The sequence below is a fragment of the Roseateles sp. GW823-FHT07B05 genome (assembly GCF_058794515.1).
In genome coordinates this window covers 391,701-407,513 of record NZ_JBXAGX010000005.1, presented here as the reverse complement: position 1 = coordinate 407,513, position 15,813 = coordinate 391,701, and the positions used below count along the sequence as shown (strand labels likewise).

At 71.2% G+C, this 15,813-nt stretch carries 15 protein-coding genes; 9 read left to right on the top strand and 6 right to left on the bottom strand.

The genetic code is table 11. From position 1 onward, the window contains the following. The first annotated feature begins 122 nt into the window (after window positions 1-122). Both AC1Q7O_RS14250 and AC1Q7O_RS14245 read left to right on the top strand, forming a co-directional pair. Window positions 123-2,228 (top strand): ATP-binding cassette domain-containing protein, encoded by a 2,106-nt coding sequence (locus tag AC1Q7O_RS14250; protein WP_492660827.1) that lies wholly within the window; start codon window positions 123-125, stop codon window positions 2,226-2,228. Beyond that, window positions 2,225-3,004, top strand: coding sequence for an ABC transporter permease (locus AC1Q7O_RS14245; RefSeq protein WP_492660826.1), 780 nt, complete (start codon window positions 2,225-2,227; stop codon window positions 3,002-3,004). Before AC1Q7O_RS14250 ends, AC1Q7O_RS14245 begins: the two co-directional genes overlap by 4 nt. Window position 3,005: 1 nt before the next feature. On the opposite strand, the gene AC1Q7O_RS14240 is transcribed toward AC1Q7O_RS14245, so the two are convergent. The 3 genes from AC1Q7O_RS14240 to AC1Q7O_RS14230 all read right to left on the bottom strand — a co-directional run bounded on the left by AC1Q7O_RS14240 (window position 3,006) and on the right by AC1Q7O_RS14230 (window position 6,022). Further along, entirely contained in the window at window positions 3,006-3,752 is a 747-nt protein-coding gene (locus AC1Q7O_RS14240) for a hypothetical protein (protein WP_492660825.1), read from the bottom strand. An 85-nt stretch (window positions 3,753-3,837) separates the two neighbouring features. Further along, the gene (locus tag AC1Q7O_RS14235) at window positions 3,838-4,605 is read right to left on the bottom strand and encodes a hypothetical protein (RefSeq protein WP_492660824.1); all 768 of its coding nucleotides are present in this window, start codon (window positions 4,603-4,605) and stop codon (window positions 3,838-3,840) included. Between the two features lie 124 nt (window positions 4,606-4,729). After that, window positions 4,730-6,022 carry a S8 family serine peptidase gene (locus AC1Q7O_RS14230; protein WP_492660823.1) on the bottom strand — a complete coding sequence of 431 codons (1,293 nt, stop codon included), beginning with the start codon at window positions 6,020-6,022 and terminating at the stop codon, window positions 4,730-4,732. Window positions 6,023-6,100: 78 nt separating this feature from the next. Between AC1Q7O_RS14230 and AC1Q7O_RS14225 the strand changes: the two genes are divergently transcribed. Both AC1Q7O_RS14225 and AC1Q7O_RS14220 read left to right on the top strand, forming a co-directional pair. Beyond that, window positions 6,101-6,598, top strand: coding sequence for a sigma-70 family RNA polymerase sigma factor (locus AC1Q7O_RS14225; protein ID WP_492660822.1), 498 nt, complete (start codon window positions 6,101-6,103; stop codon window positions 6,596-6,598). Then, entirely contained in the window at window positions 6,595-7,185 is a 591-nt protein-coding gene (locus AC1Q7O_RS14220; protein ID WP_492660821.1) for a NepR family anti-sigma factor, read from the top strand. Before AC1Q7O_RS14225 ends, AC1Q7O_RS14220 begins: the two co-directional genes overlap by 4 nt. Before the next feature lie 4 nt (window positions 7,186-7,189). Here AC1Q7O_RS14220 and AC1Q7O_RS14215 read toward each other — a convergent pair whose 3' ends face one another. From AC1Q7O_RS14215 to AC1Q7O_RS14205, 3 genes are read right to left on the bottom strand one after another with little or no spacing between them, the layout of a single operon-like run. Then, window positions 7,190-7,483 (bottom strand): antibiotic biosynthesis monooxygenase family protein, encoded by a 294-nt coding sequence (locus AC1Q7O_RS14215; RefSeq protein ID WP_492660820.1) that lies wholly within the window; start codon window positions 7,481-7,483, stop codon window positions 7,190-7,192. 56 nt (window positions 7,484-7,539) lie between these two features. Next, window positions 7,540-7,977: a nuclear transport factor 2 family protein gene (locus tag AC1Q7O_RS14210; protein WP_492660819.1), complete on the bottom strand. Its 438-nt coding sequence runs from the start codon at window positions 7,975-7,977 to the stop codon at window positions 7,540-7,542. Continuing rightward, on the bottom strand, window positions 7,974-8,612 hold the full coding sequence (locus tag AC1Q7O_RS14205) for a TetR family transcriptional regulator C-terminal domain-containing protein (protein ID WP_492660818.1): 639 nt from the start codon (window positions 8,610-8,612) through the stop codon (window positions 7,974-7,976). Before AC1Q7O_RS14205 ends, AC1Q7O_RS14210 begins: the two co-directional genes overlap by 4 nt. Window positions 8,613-8,718: 106 nt before the next feature. Between AC1Q7O_RS14205 and AC1Q7O_RS14200 the strand changes: the two genes are divergently transcribed. Genes AC1Q7O_RS14200 through hydA form a run of 5 tightly spaced genes read left to right on the top strand, consistent with a single transcriptional unit; the run spans window position 8,719 to window position 15,810 of the window. Further along, on the top strand, window positions 8,719-10,092 hold the full coding sequence (locus AC1Q7O_RS14200; RefSeq protein WP_492660817.1) for an NAD(P)-dependent oxidoreductase: 1,374 nt from the start codon (window positions 8,719-8,721) through the stop codon (window positions 10,090-10,092). Then, complete coding sequence (preA, locus tag AC1Q7O_RS14195) at window positions 10,085-11,404, top strand: NAD-dependent dihydropyrimidine dehydrogenase subunit PreA (protein WP_492660816.1); 1,320 nt, start codon at window positions 10,085-10,087, stop codon at window positions 11,402-11,404. The genes AC1Q7O_RS14200 and preA overlap by 8 nt, the downstream gene beginning before the upstream one ends. A gap of 10 nt (window positions 11,405-11,414) precedes the next feature. Further along, on the top strand, window positions 11,415-12,914 hold the full coding sequence (locus AC1Q7O_RS14190; protein WP_492660815.1) for a CoA-acylating methylmalonate-semialdehyde dehydrogenase: 1,500 nt from the start codon (window positions 11,415-11,417) through the stop codon (window positions 12,912-12,914). 17 nt (window positions 12,915-12,931) lie between these two features. After that, window positions 12,932-14,362 carry an NCS1 family nucleobase:cation symporter-1 gene (locus tag AC1Q7O_RS14185; RefSeq protein WP_492660814.1) on the top strand — a complete coding sequence of 477 codons (1,431 nt, stop codon included), beginning with the start codon at window positions 12,932-12,934 and terminating at the stop codon, window positions 14,360-14,362. Next, on the top strand, window positions 14,359-15,810 hold the full coding sequence (gene hydA / locus AC1Q7O_RS14180; RefSeq protein WP_492660813.1) for a dihydropyrimidinase: 1,452 nt from the start codon (window positions 14,359-14,361) through the stop codon (window positions 15,808-15,810). The genes AC1Q7O_RS14185 and hydA overlap by 4 nt, the downstream gene beginning before the upstream one ends. Window positions 15,811-15,813: the final 3 nt, after the last annotated feature.

Below are 15,813 nucleotides of genomic sequence, written 5' to 3'. Positions count from 1 at the left end.
CACTCGGCGTTGCAAATGCTCGCCGTGGGAACCACCACGGCTCCGCTTTGCGCCTTGATTGGCGCCGCCGCGACGGCCCGCTCGGCTGCGCGGAGTCCGTCCACGCCTTCTAGGAGACCCCCATGTCCACGCAACCCAACGGCGAGAGGCTGCACGCCCTCGACGCAGTGCGGAGCTTTGCCCTGTTGCTGGGCGTGGCCTTCCACGCGGCGCTGTCCTTCATCCCCGGCATGCCGCCGGGCCTGTGGGCGATGAACGACCACTCCCCCAGCCCGTTCCTCGCGGACACGAGCTTCGTCGTGCACAGCTTCCGCATGACGCTGTTCTTCTTCATCGCCGGCTACTTCGCGCGGCAGTTGCACCAGCGGCTGGGCACGCGCGGCTTCTGGGCCAACCGCGGCCAGCGCATCGCGGTGCCGCTGGTCGTTGGCTGGCTGCTGCTGTTCCCCGCCATCGCGTTCGTCTGGCACCTGGGCCTGCAGAAGGTCTTCCACGGCGCGCCGCCGGCGATGCCCGAGATGCCCAAGGCGGCCGGCGCATTCCCGCTGACGCACCTGTGGTTCCTGTACCAGCTGCTGTGGCTGTACGCCGTCGCGCTGCTGCTGCGCGGCGCCGTGGCGCGGTTGGACCGGGGCCAGGTGTTGCGTGGCCTCGTCGACCGCTTAGCGACCGGCGCCGTGCGCTGGCCGGCCGGCGCGCTGACGTTGGGCCTGCCGCTGGCGGCCGTGCTGCTGGCCAGGCCGGCATGGTTCCCGCCGGGCGGCATCCCGACGCCCGACCAGTCGCTGCTGCCGCAGCTGCCCGCCACCGTCGGCTTCGGCACGGCGTTCGCGTTCGGCTGGCTGCTGCAGCGCGCGCCGGATGCGCTGGCCGCGCTGCGCGCCCGCTGGCTGCTGCACGGGCTGCTGGCCATCGCGTCGTCCGCCACCTGCCTGTACGTGCTGAAGACGCAGCCGCCGTTCGGCATGCCCGAGACGCCCAAGCTGATGTTCACGCTGGCCCTTGTCGCGTCCGCCTGGTGCTGGACGTTCGCCATCACCGGCGGGGCGCTGCGCTTCCTGGCGGGGCACCACCCGGCCATCCGCTACGTGGCCGATGCGTCGTACTGGATCTACCTCGTGCACCTGCCGCTGGTGTGCGCGCTGCAGGTGTGGGTCGGCGACTGGCCGCTGCACTGGGGCCTGAAGTACCCGTTCATCGTCGCGGCGAGCCTGGCGCTGCTGTTCCTCAGCTACCACTGGCTGGTGCGCCCGACGCCGATCGGCCGGCTGCTCAACGGCCGCACCTACCCGCGCCGCGGGACCGCCACACCGGCCACGCCGGCCGAGGAGCCCGCCCGCAACGACGACGTCGTCGCCTCGCTGTGCGGCGTGTCCAGGCGCTACGGCTCGCTGCAGGCGCTGAGCAATGTCGACCTGCAGCTCAAGCGCGGAGAGCTGCTCGCACTGCTCGGCCCCAACGGCGCCGGCAAGTCCACGGCCATCGCGCTGTGGCTAGGGCTGCAGGATGCCGACGCCGGCACCGTGACGCTGCTGGGCGGCTCGCCGCAGGACATCGAAAGGCGCCAGGGGCTGGGCGTCATGATGCAGGACGTCGAGCTGCCGAAGGACCTCAAGGTCCACGAGCTGGTGGCCCTGTCCTGCAGCTACTACCCGCAGCCGCTGACCGTGCAGCAGACGCTGGAGCGCGCCGGCATCGTCGCGCTGGCCCACCGCCCCTACGGCCAGCTCTCCGGCGGGCAGAAGCGCCAGGTGCAGTTCGCGCTGGCCCTCTGCGGCCGGCCGCAGCTGCTGTTCCTGGACGAGCCCACCGTGGGCCTGGACCTGCAGGCGCGCGAGGCCATGTGGGCCCACATCCGCACGCTGCTGCACGAGGGCTGCTCCATCCTGCTGACCACGCACTACCTCGAAGAAGCCGAGGCGCTGGCCACGCGCGTGGCCGTGCTGGCCAAGGGCCGCGTCATCGCGCAGGGCAGCGTGGGCGAGATGCGCGCGCTGGTGTCGCGCCGGCACATCCGCTGCGCGACGACGCTGCCCGGCGTCGAGGTACGGCGCTGGCCCGGCGTGCTGGACGTGAGCGGCGACCACGACCAGCTCGCCATCGTCGCCACCGACGCCGAATCGGTGGTGCGCCGGCTGCTCGCCGCCGACCCGCAGCTCTCGCGCCTGGAAGTGAAGCAGGCCGGGCTCAACGACGCGTTCCACGAACTGACACGGGAGGCCGCATGAACACACGGACCCACACCCTCGCGGCGCCCGCCCGCCGCGCGTCGCCCTATGCCGTCGAGATGCGGCTGGAGCTCGTGCGCCTGCTGCGCACGCCTGCCTTCGCGCTGCCGATGTTCCTGCTGCCGGTGGCGCTGTACGCACTGTTCGCGTTCGCCGTGGCCGGCGAGATGACGGCCCGCGACCCCGACGCCGCGCGCTTCATGTTCGCCGGCTTCTCGCTGCTGGCGGTGACGATGTCGGCCGTGTTCGCCACCTGCCCGTCGCTGGCGCTGGAGCGCGAGCAAGGGCTGCTGACGCTCAAGCGCGCCCAGCCCGCGCCGCCCGGCGCCTGGCTGCTGGCCAAGATCGTGGCGGGCGTGGTGTGCGGCCTGTTGGCCTACCTGCCCCTCCTGCTGCTCACCGCCGCGGGCGGCCAGACCCAGCTGAGCCCCGCCCAGCTCGCAGCGATGAGCGCGGTGCTGGTGGCCGGCGCCATCCCGTTCTGCGCGCTGGGGCTGATGGTGGGGTCGCTGGCCAGCGGCTCGGCGGCACCGGCCTACGCCAACCTGCTGTACCTGCCGGGCATGTACCTGTCGGGCCTGTTCTTCCCGCTGCCGCCGTCGCTGCATTTCCAGGCCCCGTTCTGGCCGCAGTTCCATCTGAACCAGCTCGTCTTCGCCGCCGGCGGCGTCGCCAAGTTCCGCTGGATCTCCGTGGAGATGGCATTCGCGGTGCTGCTGGGCTTCACGGTGCTGTGCAGCGGCGTGACGCTGTGGCGGCTCAGGCGCCGGGGCTGACTCAGCACGCCACCGCGGCCGCTGCGGCACCCACGGCCAGCAGCGCAGCGTTCACCAGCACCGTGCAGACACGCGCCCGGTTCCACACCACGTCGGCCAGCGCCGCGATGGCCGCGGCCAGCCACGGCGCGTAGGCCCAGCCGACGTAGTCGCTGAGCAGCACCGTCTGCAGCCAGTTCTGCGAGAACAGATAGCCGCAGGCCACCAACACCGCCGCGCCCAGCAACACGAGGGTGGGGGCCAGCAGCTGCAGCGTGGCGCGCCGACGCATGAAGGCGACGACGCCCAGCAGCGCGAACACCGCCGCGTTGCAGGCCGAGAAGATGCGCAGCTCGCGCAGCAGCGCGGCGGACACCTCGGCGTACTTGGCCTGCGCCAGCTGACGCAGCTTCTCGGTGACGCTGCCCAGCCGGGCTATCCGATCCTCCAGCGCGCCGCGCGTGAACTCCCGCAGCTTGCGGCGGCAGGGGCAGTCAGGGTCCTGCATCTCGGCCACGGTCAGCGCCACCAGCGCACGGCGGGCGCGGTCCACCTCCTCGGCGTGCTCGCGCAGCTGCCGCTCGGCGGCCTGCAGCAGCGCCGGCTGCTGCAGGCTCTGCCAGCGCGCCTCGACCCGGCGCTGCACGTCGTGCTCGATGGCTTCGCGCGCCCAGCGCTCCACCTGCAGCGGCGCGAACCACGACAGCGCCAGCAGCCCGGCACACAGCGCGAAGCCCAGGGCGGAGACGGCAAGGATCAGCGTTCGCATGCGGCCGATGTTGCAGGCCGCCCGCCGGCCTGCCAAAAGACAGGGCGGCCCGCAGGCCGCCCGGTTCGGTCGATGCGCGAAGGGATCAGCGCTTGGCCGTGCCGTTGGCCGACGCGTCCAGCGCCACGGCGTTGTCGGTGCGCGATGCCTTGGCCGTCGCGCTGCCCGCGGCCTGGCTGTTGCGACCGGCGGTCTGGCCGCTGACGTTGGTGCCGACGCCCTGCTTGCTGGCACTGCCGCCGGCCGTGCCGCCCAGCGTCAGCGGCGCGGGCTGAGCCGGCGTGGCGGACGTCGTCGGCGTGGCCGGTGCGGCGGGTGTCGCCGGGGCCGCGGCGGTCGGCGTTGCCGGAGCCGCCGGGGTGATCAGCATGGCGCCCTGGCTGAGCGCACCGCTGACGCTGCCGTCGGCGCTGCCCGAGGCGTTGGCGGCGGTGCTACCGACCTGGTCCTTCACGCCCTGGGCCGTGGTCTTCACGTCGCCGAGCTGGTTGGTGGCGGAGGTCTTCACGTCAGCGGCGGCGGACCTGGCGGCGTCGGCCTGGCCTTGCACGGCGGTCTTCACGTCGCCGACCTTGCCGGTGGTCGTGTCCTTCACGCCGCCGACGGCGCCTTTGGTCTTGTCCAACGTGCCCTTGACGAGCGAGCCGTCGGCGCTGGCCGAGCCGTTCGCGCTGCCGGTCAGCGCGCCGGTGGCGCTGAGCGGGCGGGACAGCGTGCCGTTCAGGCCACCCGTGAGGCCGCCACCGGCACCGCCGCCGAGCAGGCCGGCGGCGTGGACGTTGGCGGCCAGCAAGCCGGCGGCGATGGCAGCGGCGTTACAGGCGGTGCGGAGGGTGCGGCGGGTTGCAAACATGATGGATCTCCAGGGTGGTTGTCTTGGAAGAGCCAGCCTTTCCGGCCCTTTCACCGAGTACAACGACCGCCGGTTCGAGATCCTTCCCGGCGCAGATGCAACCTTGTGTTTCAACCCGGCGTCATCACCGTTGGCGCGCCTGCAGCTGCTCGGGCAGCACGCGCAGGTCCTCGGCGACGAGGCCGCGGCCGTAGACCGGGTCGCGGCCCGGCGCGCCCAGGTCCACGGCCGATCCCGCCAGCGTCTCCACGGCCGCCGCCGCAGCGGCCACATCGGGCTCGCGCAGCTGGGCGGCCAGCAGGCCCGCCACCAGCGGCGCCGCGAACGACGTACCGCGCGCCACGCCGTAGCCACTGCCGCTGCGCGCGACGGCCATGTCGGCGCCGGGGGCGGCCCACATCACCTGCGGCCCCTGCGCCGCCTCGGGCAGCACGCGGCGCGACGCGTTCACGCCGGTCACGCCGATGACGCCGGCATAGGCCGCCGGGTACAGCGGCGGCGCCGCCGGGCCGTCGTTGCCCACGGCCGCCACGAGCAGGTGCCCGCGCTTCACGAGCGCCGCCACGCCCTGCGCCAGCAGCCGGTTGGGCGGCCCGACGAGGCTGACGTTGACGACGGCCACGCGCTCGCGCGCCATCCACGCCAGTGCACGCACGACCTCTTCGGCCGAGCCGCCATCGGGCTGGTCGCAGTAGACGTCGGCGGCGAACAGCTCGGCCTTCTGCGCCGCGCCGGCAAAGCCGCGGTCGCGCCCCACCAGCAGCGACGCGACCGCCGTGCCGTGCTCGCTGGGCACCACGCTGCCGCCGCAACCGAAGCTGCCACCCGCCGCGTGCCGCAGCGCGGCATGCCGGCGGTCCACGCCGCCATCGATGAGGCCCACGCGGACGGCGCCGGTCGGCCGGGCCGCCGCCGCGCCGGCGCCGGCTGCCACATCGCCGCTGCGCGAGTAGAGATGGTTGAAGTCCGCCTGCAGGTCGGGCTGGGCGGCGCGCAGTTTCTCCAGCGCGTCGGCCGTGCCAAGACCCGCGGGCACGCGCAGCACGACGTGGCGCAGGTCCAGCTCGGGCCAGGCCTCCTCGCGCAGCGTGACGAGGCCCAGACCGGCGGCAGCGGCAAGTGCCGCGTCACTGGGCGACACCAGCAGCAGTTCGCGGCGGCGGATGAGCTCGCCGCGCGGGTCGACCTCGACGACGTCGGGGTGGCGGCGCAGCAGGTCGCGCACCATCGTCACGCGCAGATCCACCAGTGGCGTCGTCGACGACAGCAGCTCGGGCAGCGGTTGCACCACGCGGTCCACCACGCGGTCGACGACACCCGGCAGACGCTGCACGCCAGGCAGCTGCGGCAGGCGCAGCTGGGCGTGGGCGGTCGCCGCGACGGCGGCCAACAGGGACAGGACGAGGACAGGTTTCATGGTTCTCAAGGCGCTTTTATGAGGATAACGAGCGAGGCAGGGAAGAAAATCCGCGCCTCGCCCGTTGTCCGTGCATCGATGCCTGAAACGCCTTCCGAACTTCGCCAGGAGATCGCCGCCCTGCTGCCGCGGCTGCGCCGCTTCGGCCGCACGCTGGCGCGCTCCCCCGAGGACGCCGACGACCTCGTGCAGGTCGCCATCGAGAAGGCGCTGAACCGCACCGACCAGTGGGCGCCTGGAACGCGCCTGGACAGCTGGATGTTTCGCATCATGCAGAACGCGTGGATCGATGAACTGCGGGCCCGCGAGCGGCGCGGCCAGACCTTCCTGCCCGAGGAGGACGGCGAGCACGTCGGCGATGGCGCCGCATCGGGCGCCCCGCTGGACGCCATCCTCGTGCGCAAGGCCGTGGCGAAACTGAGCGAGGAGCACCGCGTGGTGGTGGGCCTCGTGCTCGTCGAAGGCCTGAGCTACCAGGAGGCCGCGGACACGCTGGGCGTGCCGGTGGGCACCGTCACCAGCCGCGTGGCGCGCGCCCGCGAGGCGTTGCAGGAGTTGCTGGGGGAATGGCCATGAACCTGAATGAAGACCAGCTGAGGGCGGAGCGCCGCCGGCTGTCCGCCGCGTTTGATGGCGTGCTGGACGAGCCGGTGCCCGACCGATTCAAGGCGCTGCTGGCCGAGCCGGCACCGCAGGTCGTGGACCTCGGCGCGGTGCGGGCGCAGCGCCGGGCGATGCCGAGCTGGGCCGCCTGGGGCGGCATGGCGGCGACGCTGGTGCTGGGCACGCTGATCGGCACGCGGCTGGCGCCGTCGGGTGGCGACGACCGGCTGGTGGCGCGCGGCGAGATCGCCCGCGCGCTGGACACGCAGCTCGCCAGCGCGCCGGCGGGTGCGGTGGCCGTGCAAATCAGCTTCAAGGCCCGGGACGGCCGCTGGTGCCGCAGCTTCTCGACGGCGGCCTCGGCGGGCCTGGCCTGCCGCGAGGCGGACGGCGCCTGGGCGCTGCAGCAGCTCGCGGCCCTCACCGCGTCAGGCCCGGGCATGCGCCAGGCCGCCAGCAGCCTGCCGCCGTCGGTGCTGGCCGCGGTGGACGCGGCGATGGCCGGCGAGGCGCTGAACGCCGATCAGGAAAAGGCGGCGCGCGACGCGGGTTGGCGCTGAGCGGTCAGGCGACGGTCTGGAAGTGCTCCACCACCGGCGGGCCGGCGAAGAAGCTGCCGATGTGGCTGCGCCAGACGGCGAACAGCGGGCCGTTGCGGAAACCCTCCGTGTGGTCCTCCAGCGTCTGCCACTCGATGAGCAGCACGTAGCGCTCGGGCGACTCGATGCCGTGCTGCACGCTGATGCGCAGGAAGCCCGGCGACTTCGACAACGCGTTGGCAATGCCCTCGCGCAGCGCGGCTTCAAAGGCGGCCTGCTGGCCGGGCTGGATGCGGAGGTCGGCAATTTCGAGAATCATGGTCGCGACTCTGCCACGCGACGCGTGCCCTCGCGGCCCGCAGGGCTTGCGCCGGCTCAGTCCTTGATCGGGCTGATCTGCACGCTGACGATCTTCCACGCGCCGCCGCGCTTCACGTAGACGTCGATGTAGCGGTAGTGCGTGCTGAACGGCTTGCCGGCGTAGCGGCCGGTCATGCGCGTGCGGCCGCTGAGCAGCGCCGTGTCGCCGTAGACGCGCACCTCGAAGTCCTCGACGGTGTACGGGTCCAGCGCGAGGTCGGGCGTGACGAGGCCGTCGATGAAGCTGGCCTTGCTCTCGACGTTGCCGTGCGCGTCGATCTGCCGGAAGTCGTCGGCCATGTTGGCCGCGATGGCCGCGCGGTCCTTGGCGACGATGGCGCGGTCCCAGGCGTCGGCCTGGGCCTTCAGGCGCGCCACGAGCGGGTCGGGTGCCGCGTGCGCTGCACCGCCGGCGGCCAGGGCCACCGCCAGCAGCAGCGCCCGGCGCCTCACTCGGCCACCTTCAGGCTGCGCCAGATGAGGTCGGTGATGAGCCGGCGGGCGCGGTCGAAATCGTCGTCGTCCAGCTGCGGCTTGCCCATGTAGAGCGAGAACTGCGGGCCCAGGTCGGCGTAGGCCTGCGTGGACGACCAGATCAGGAACATCAGGTGCGTGAAGTCCAGCCGGCGGATCAGGCCCTGGTCGGCCCAGTGCTCGAAGCGCTCCACGTCGGCGTGCAGCAGCGGCATGACCTGGGCCTTCAGCACGTCTTCATAGCGCGGCGCGCCGGCCATGATCTCGCGCGTGAACACGGCGTTGCCACTGGGCCGCTCGCGGCTGAAGCGCAGCTTCACGTCCACGTAGGTGTGGATGGCGGCCTCGGGCTCGTCGGCGTCGGCGATGGCCGACATGTTGGCCATCCACTCGCCCATGACGCTGTCCAGCACGGCGCGGTAGAGCTCCTCCTTGCTGGGCCAGTGGTACAGCAGGTTCTGCCGTGACAGGTCCAGCGCGGCGGCGATGCTGTCGAGGCTGACGCCTTCAAATCCGAATCGGGCAAATTGGCGTTCGGCTTCGGTGAGGATGGCCTCCTGCTTGCGCAGGGTGGCGGCACGCGGCGTGCGCGTCGCGGGAACAGTCACGGTCATGCACCGGATTTTGACGTTACGCACCAAGCGCTTGCTGCGGGTTTTTACGCCTGCGTCAATTTTTACGGGGTAGTAATGTTTGGCGGTTTTCCCCTCGGAGATTCCCGTGGACCCTGCCGATCTGAAGCCCGGCCGCCTGGCCGCTGACGACTACGCGCGCAACTTCGCCGATGCGCATCCGCCGCTGAACCGCACGCAAGCCTTGATCGAGGCCGAGCGCTGCTACTACTGCTACGCCGCGCCCTGCCAGACGGCCTGCCCCACGGGCATCGACATCCCGGCGTTCATCCAGCGCGTGGCGCAGGACAACGTGCGTGGCGCGGCCGAGGCCATCCTGACGGCCAACCCGCTGGGCGGCCTATGCGCCCGTGTCTGCCCGACCGAGGTGCTGTGCGAACAGGCCTGCGTGCGCAACACCAACGAGAGCAAGCCGGTGGAGATCGGGCTGCTGCAGCGCTTCGCGGTTGAGGGTCACTTCGCCACTCCCGGAGCCCGGCCGCTGTTCGAGCGCGGCCAGCCGACCGGCAAACGGGTCGCCGTCGTCGGTGCCGGCCCCGCCGGGCTGGCCGCGGCGCATGGCCTGGCGTGGCGCGGACACGACGTTGTGCTGTTCGACGCCGCACCAAAGCTGGGCGGCCTCAACGAATACGGCCTCGCGACCTACAAGGTCGCCGGCGGTTTTGCACAGCGCGAGATCGACTGGCTGCTGTCCATCGGCGGCATCACGCCGCGGCTGAACTGCCGGCTGGGCCGCGACATCACGCTGGACGGCCTGCTGGCCGAGTACGACGCGGTGTTCCTGGGCCTGGGCCTGGCGGGCGTCAACGCGCTGGGCATCGCCGAACCCGAACTGCCAGGCCTTCGTGATGCGGTGGACTTCATCGCCGAGCTGCGCCAGAGCGACCCGGCCCAGGTGCCGGTGGGCCGCAAGGTGGTCGTCATCGGCGGCGGCATGACGGCCGTGGACGCGGCCGTGCAGAGCAAGCTGCTGGGTGCCGAGCAGGTGACGATGGTCTACCGCCGCGGGCCGGACGGCCTGTCGGCCTCGACGCACGAGCAGCACTGGGCGCAGACGCATGGCGTGACGATCCGCTGCTGGGCCCGGCCGCTGGCCGTGGAGGCCGAAAGCGGCCGCCTGCGCGGCATGCGCTTCGCGGCCACCCGGCTGGAAGGCGGCAAGCTCGTCGACACCGGCGAACAGTTCGTCATCGAGGCCGACCTGGTGCTGCGCGCCATCGGCCAGACCTTCGACGCCCAACCCCTCGGCGCCGCCATCGAACTGCAGGGCGGTCGCATCAGGACCGACGCCGACGGCAAGACCAGCCTGGCCCGCGTGTGGGCCGGCGGCGACTGCCGCGCGGGTGGGCGAGACCTGACCGTGGAGGCCGTGGAGCACGGCAAGCGCGCCGCCGCCAGCATCGACCACGCGCTGCAGCACGCCAGCGCCCGCCATCTCGACAAGGAGGCCGCCCATGGCTGACCTGAGCACCGACTTCCTCGGCATCAAGAGCCCCAACCCGTTCTGGCTCGCGTCCGCGCCGCCGACCGACAAGGAGATCAACGTGCGCCGCGCCTTCGAGGCGGGCTGGGGCGGCGTCGTCTGGAAGACGCTGGGCGAGGACCCGCCGGTCGTCAACGTCAACGGCCCACGCTACGCGACGCTGTGGAGCCAGGACCGCCGCGTGATCGGCTTCAACAACATCGAGCTCATCTCTGACCGGCCGCTGCAGACCAACCTCGACGAGATCGCCCGCGTGAAGCGCGACTTCCCGGACCGGGCGATGGTGGTGAGCCTGATGGTGCCGGTCAACGAGCTGGCCTGGCGCAACATCCTCGCGCGCGTGGCCGACACCGGCGCCGACGGCGTGGAGCTGAACTTCGGCTGCCCGCACGGCATGAGCGAGCGCGGCATGGGCTCGGCCGTGGGCCAGGTGCCGGAGTACATCCAGCAGGTCACCGAGTGGTGCAAGAAGCACACGAAGATGCCCGTCATCGTGAAGCTCACGCCCAACATCACCGACGTGCGCCACCCGGCGCGCGCGGCCAAGGCGGGCGGCGCCGATGCGGTGAGCCTCATCAACACGATCAACTCGGTCATGGGTGTGGACCTGGACCGCATGACCATGAGCCCCGTCACCGACGGCTGGGGCTCGCACGGCGGCTACTGCGGCCCGGCCGTCAAGCCCATCGCGCTGAACATGGTGGCCGAGATCGCGCGCGACGCGGCCACGGCCGGCATGCCGCTGAGCGGCATCGGCGGCATCAGCACCTGGCGCGACGCGGCCGAGTTCATCGCGATGGGCTGCGGCACCGTGCAGGTCTGCACGGCGGCCATGGTCTACGGCTTCAAGATCGTGCAGGACATGTGCTCGGGCCTGTCCAACTTCATGGACGAGAAGGGCTACCGCACGCTGGACGACTTCCGCGGCCGGGCGGTGCCCACCGTGAAGAACTGGAACCAGCTCAACCTGAATTACGTCGAGAAAGCCGTCATAGCCCAGGACAGCTGCATCCAGTGCGGCCGCTGCCATGTCGTCTGCGAGGACACCTCGCACCAGGCCATCTGGGCCACCAAGGACGGCCAACGCCACTTCCACGTCAACGACGCCGAATGCGTCGGCTGCAACTTGTGCGTGTCGATCTGCCCCGTCCCTGGCACCATCTCGATGCGCAAGTTGCAAGTCGGCGAGACCGATGCCCGCACCGGTCGCGTCATCGACGGCAGCTCCCTGAACTGGACCGAGCACCCCAACAACCCCATGGCATCGAGCCCGGGGGCCGGGTGCGCCTGAAGGATTCGTCATGAGCCACTACGAAGTCGGCCACTGGATTGCCGGCGCCGCCCATCGCGGCAGCGGTGAACGCCAGCAAGCCATCCACAACCCCGCCACCGGACAGGTGCAAGGCCAGCTGCTGCTGGGCAGCGTGGCCGACCTGGACGCCGCCGTGGCCAGCGCCACGCAGGCCGCCAGGAGCTGGAGCCAGACGCCGCCGCTGGCCCGCGCCCGCGTGCTGTTCAAGTTCCTCACGCTGCTGCAGGACCGCAAGGAGTTGCTGGCCGAAGCCATCGTGCGCGAACACGGCAAGACGCTGCCCGACGCGCTGGGCGAGGTGGCGCGCGGCATCGAGGTGGTGGAGTTCGCCACCGCCATGCCGCAGCTGCTGAAGGGCGAGTACACCGAGCAGATCGCGCGCGGCATGGACGCCTGGAGCCTGCGCCAGCCGCTGGGCGTGGTGGCCGGCATCACGCCGTTCAACTTCCCGGCGATGGTGCCGATGTGGATGTACCCCATCGCCATCGGCTGCGGCAACGCCTTCATCCTGAAGCCCAGCGAACGCGACCCGTCGTCGTCGCTGCTGATGGCCCAGTGGCTGAAGGAAGCCGGCCTGCCGGACGGCGTGTTCAGCGTCGTGCAGGGTGACAAGGACATCGTGGACGCCATCCTGGCCCACCCCGGCATCGCGGCGGTCAGCTTCGTCGGCTCCACGCCGGTGGCAGAGCACATCTACAAGGTCGGCTGCGCCCACGGCAAGCGGGTGCAGGCGCTCGGCGGTGCGAAGAACCACATGGTCGTCATGCCCGACGCCGACCTCGACGGCGCCGTGGACGCGCTGATGGGTGCGGCCTACGGTTCGGCCGGCGAGCGCTGCATGGCGATCTCGGTCTGCGTGGCCGTGGGCGACGTGGGCGACAAGCTCGTCGCGGCCCTCGCGCCCAAGGTGCAGGCGCTGAAGATCGGCGAAGGCCACCAGGCCGGCGCCGAGATGGGCCCGCTGATCACGCGGGCGTCTCAGCAGCGCGTGGAGCGGCTGATCGGCGAAGGCGTGGCGGCCGGCGCGCAGGCCGTCGTCGACGGCCGCGGCCTGCGCGTGCCGGGGCACGAGGACGGCTTCTTCGTCGGCGGCACCCTCCTCGACGGCGTCAGCGCCGACATGAGCTGCTACACGGAGGAGATCTTCGGCCCCGTGCTGTGCGTCGTGCGCGTGCCGGACCTGGCTGCAGCCATCGCGCTCATCGAGGCCAACGAGTACGCCAACGGCGTGGCCATCTTCACGCGCGACGGCCATGTGGCGCGCGAGTTCGTGCACCACATCCAGGTCGGCATGGTGGGCGTCAACGTGCCGCTGCCGGTGCCCATGGCCTTCAACAGCTTCGGCGGCTGGAAGCGCAGCCTGTTCGGCGACCACCATGCCTACGGGCCGGAGGCGGTTCGGTTCTACACGAAGCACAAGGCCGTCATGCAGCGCTGGCCGGACTCGACCCCCAAGGGCCCGCAATTTGCTTTCCCGCAGAACACCTGACTTCCACGGAAACGCCCATGACTGACCCGACGCTGAGCAACCACGATCTCGTACCGACGACGGCGGCTCAGCGAACGTGGCGCTGGCAGGACTTCGCGGCGCTGTGGGTGGGCATGGTGGTGTGCGTGCCAACCTACACGATGGCCAGCTCCATGCTGGACCAGGGCTTCAGCTGGCAACAGGCGGTCGGGCTCGTGCTGCTGGCCAACCTCATCGTGCTGGTGCCGATGATCCTCATCGGCCGCGTCGGCCCCAAGCACGGCATCCCGTTCCCGGTGCTGGCGCGCGCATCCTTCGGCGTGAAGGGCGCCAGCCTGCCGGCCGTGCTGCGCGGGCTGGTGGCCTGCGGCTGGTTCTCCATCAACTGCTACTTCGGCGCGCTGGCGCTGCACAGCTTCCTGAACGTGCTGGGCCTGGGCCTCGCCGCGCCTGCACCGGGCGAGACCATCAGCAGCTCGCAGCTCGCCTGCTTCATCGCGTTCTGGGCGGTGCACATCGTCTTCATCTGGAAGGGCACCGAGTCCATCCGGCTGCTGGAGGTCATCGCGGCGCCGCTGATGATCGGTGCGTCGATCGCGCTGGTCGTGGCCCTCGTGATGATGGTGCCCAGCGCACAGCTCTTCGGCCTGCCGGCCAAGGAGGTGCCGGGTGGCCCCAAGGTCTGGGCGGCGCTGACCGGCCTCGTCGGCTTCTGGGCCACGCTGGCGCTGAACATCCCCGACTTCACCCGCTTCGCCCGCAGCCAGCGCGACCAGACCGTGGGCCAGGCCCTGGGCCTGCCGCTGCCGATGGCGCTGTTCTCGATGGTGGGCGTCATCGGCTTCTCGGCCAGTGCCATCCTGTACGGCAAGGCCGAGCTGTTCCCCGACGCGCTGCTGGCCAAGATGGGCCCCGTCGCCGCAGGCCTCGGCCTGCTCGTCATCCTGCTGGCCAACCTGACCACCAACGTGGCGGCCAATCTCGTGTCGCCCAGCTACGACTTCTCGCAGCTCGCGCCCGCCAAGATCAGCTTCCGCATGGGCGGGCTGATCGCGGCCGTCATTGGCCTGCTGTTCATGCCGTGGAAGCTGCTCGCCACCTCCGGCGGCTACCTCTTCACCTGGCTGGGCGGCTACGGCACGCTGCTGGGCGCCATCGCCGGCATCCTGCTCAGCGACTACTACCTGCTGCGCCGCACCGAGCTGCGCCACGACGACCTCTACCGCCGCGGCGGCGCCTACGAGTACAGCAACGGCTGGAACCTGCGCGCCATCGTGGCGCTTCTGGTCGGCGTGCTGCCCTGTCTGCCGGGCTATCTCGCCGTGTCCGGCGTCGTCGACAAGGCCTCGGTGCCTGGCGGCCTCGTCACGCTGTTCGACTTCGGCTGGTTCTTCAGCCTCGCCGTGGCCGGCACCGTCTACATCCTCAGCATGCCGCGCCGGTCCGCGGCCCAAGGAGTTCCTGCATGATCGCCCCCCTCCTGATCCGCGGCGCCGTCGTCGTCAACGCCGACGCTGAAAGCCGCACCGATGTGCTGTGCATCGACGGCCGCATTGCCGCCCTCGGCGAGCGCGCCGTGAAGGAAGCGCCCGCCGGCACCACCACGCTCGACGGCACCGGCCAGTACCTGCTGCCCGGCGGCATCGACCCGCACACGCACATGCAGCTGCCCTTCATGGGCACGGTGACGCAGGACGACTTCTTCACCGGCACCGCTGCCGCGCTGGCCGGCGGCACGACCAGCATCATCGACTTCGTCATCCCCAACCCGCAGCAGCCGCTGATGGACGCCTACCGCACCTGGCGCGGCTGGGCCGAGAAAGCCGCGGGCGACTACGCCTTCCATGTGGCCGTGACCTGGTGGGACCAGTCCGTCAGCGAGGACATGGGCACGCTGGTGCGCGACGAAGGCGTGAACAGCTTCAAGCACTTCATGGCCTACAAGAACGCCATCATGTGCGACGACGAGACGCTGGTGAACAGCTTCAAGCGTGCGCTCGAACTGGGCGCCATGCCGACCGTGCACGCCGAGAACGGCGAGCTGGTCTACCTGCTGCAGGCCGAGGTCGCCAAGATGGGCATCACCGGCCCCGAGGGCCACCCGATGAGCCGCCCGCCCATGGTGGAGGGCGAGGCCGCCAACCGCGCCATTGCCATTGCCGACGTGCTGGGTGTGCCCATCTACATCGTGCACGTGAGCTGCATCGAAAGCGCCGAGGCCATCGCCCGCGCGCGGGCCCGCGGCCAGCGCGTCTACGGCGAGGTGCTGGCGGGCCATCTGCTGATCGACGACAGCGTCTACCGCGACCCCGACTTCGCCACCGCCGCGGCCTACGTGATGAGCCCGCCGTTCCGGCCCAAGATCCACCAGGAGTTCCTATGGCGCGGCCTGCAGAGCGGCCAGCTGCACACGACCGCCACCGACCACTGCACGTTCTGCGCGAGCCAGAAGGCCGCAGGCATCGACAACTTCGCCAAGATCCCCAACGGCTGCGGCGGCGTCGAGGAACGCATGGCCGTGCTGTGGGATGCCGGCGTGAACTCCGGGCGCCTGACGCCCAGCGAGTTCGTCGCCATCACGTCGGCCAACGCGGCCAAGCTGTTCAACATGTACCCGCGCAAGGGCGTCATCACGGAGGGCGCCGACGCCGACCTCGTGCTGTGGGACCCGGCCGGCATCAAGACGCTGAGCGCCAGGACACAGTTCTCGAAGAACGACTTCAACATCTTCGAGGGCCGCACCGTGCGCGGCATTCCCAGCCACACGATCGCGCAGGGCCGCGTCGTGTTCGCCCGCGGCGACCTGCGCGCCGAGCCCGGCACCGGCCGCTACCTGAAGCGCCCGCCGTTCGGCCCGCAGTTCGATGCGGCCATCAAGCGCGCCGCCGACCTGCAGCCGACCGCCGTCGCCCGCTGAAAG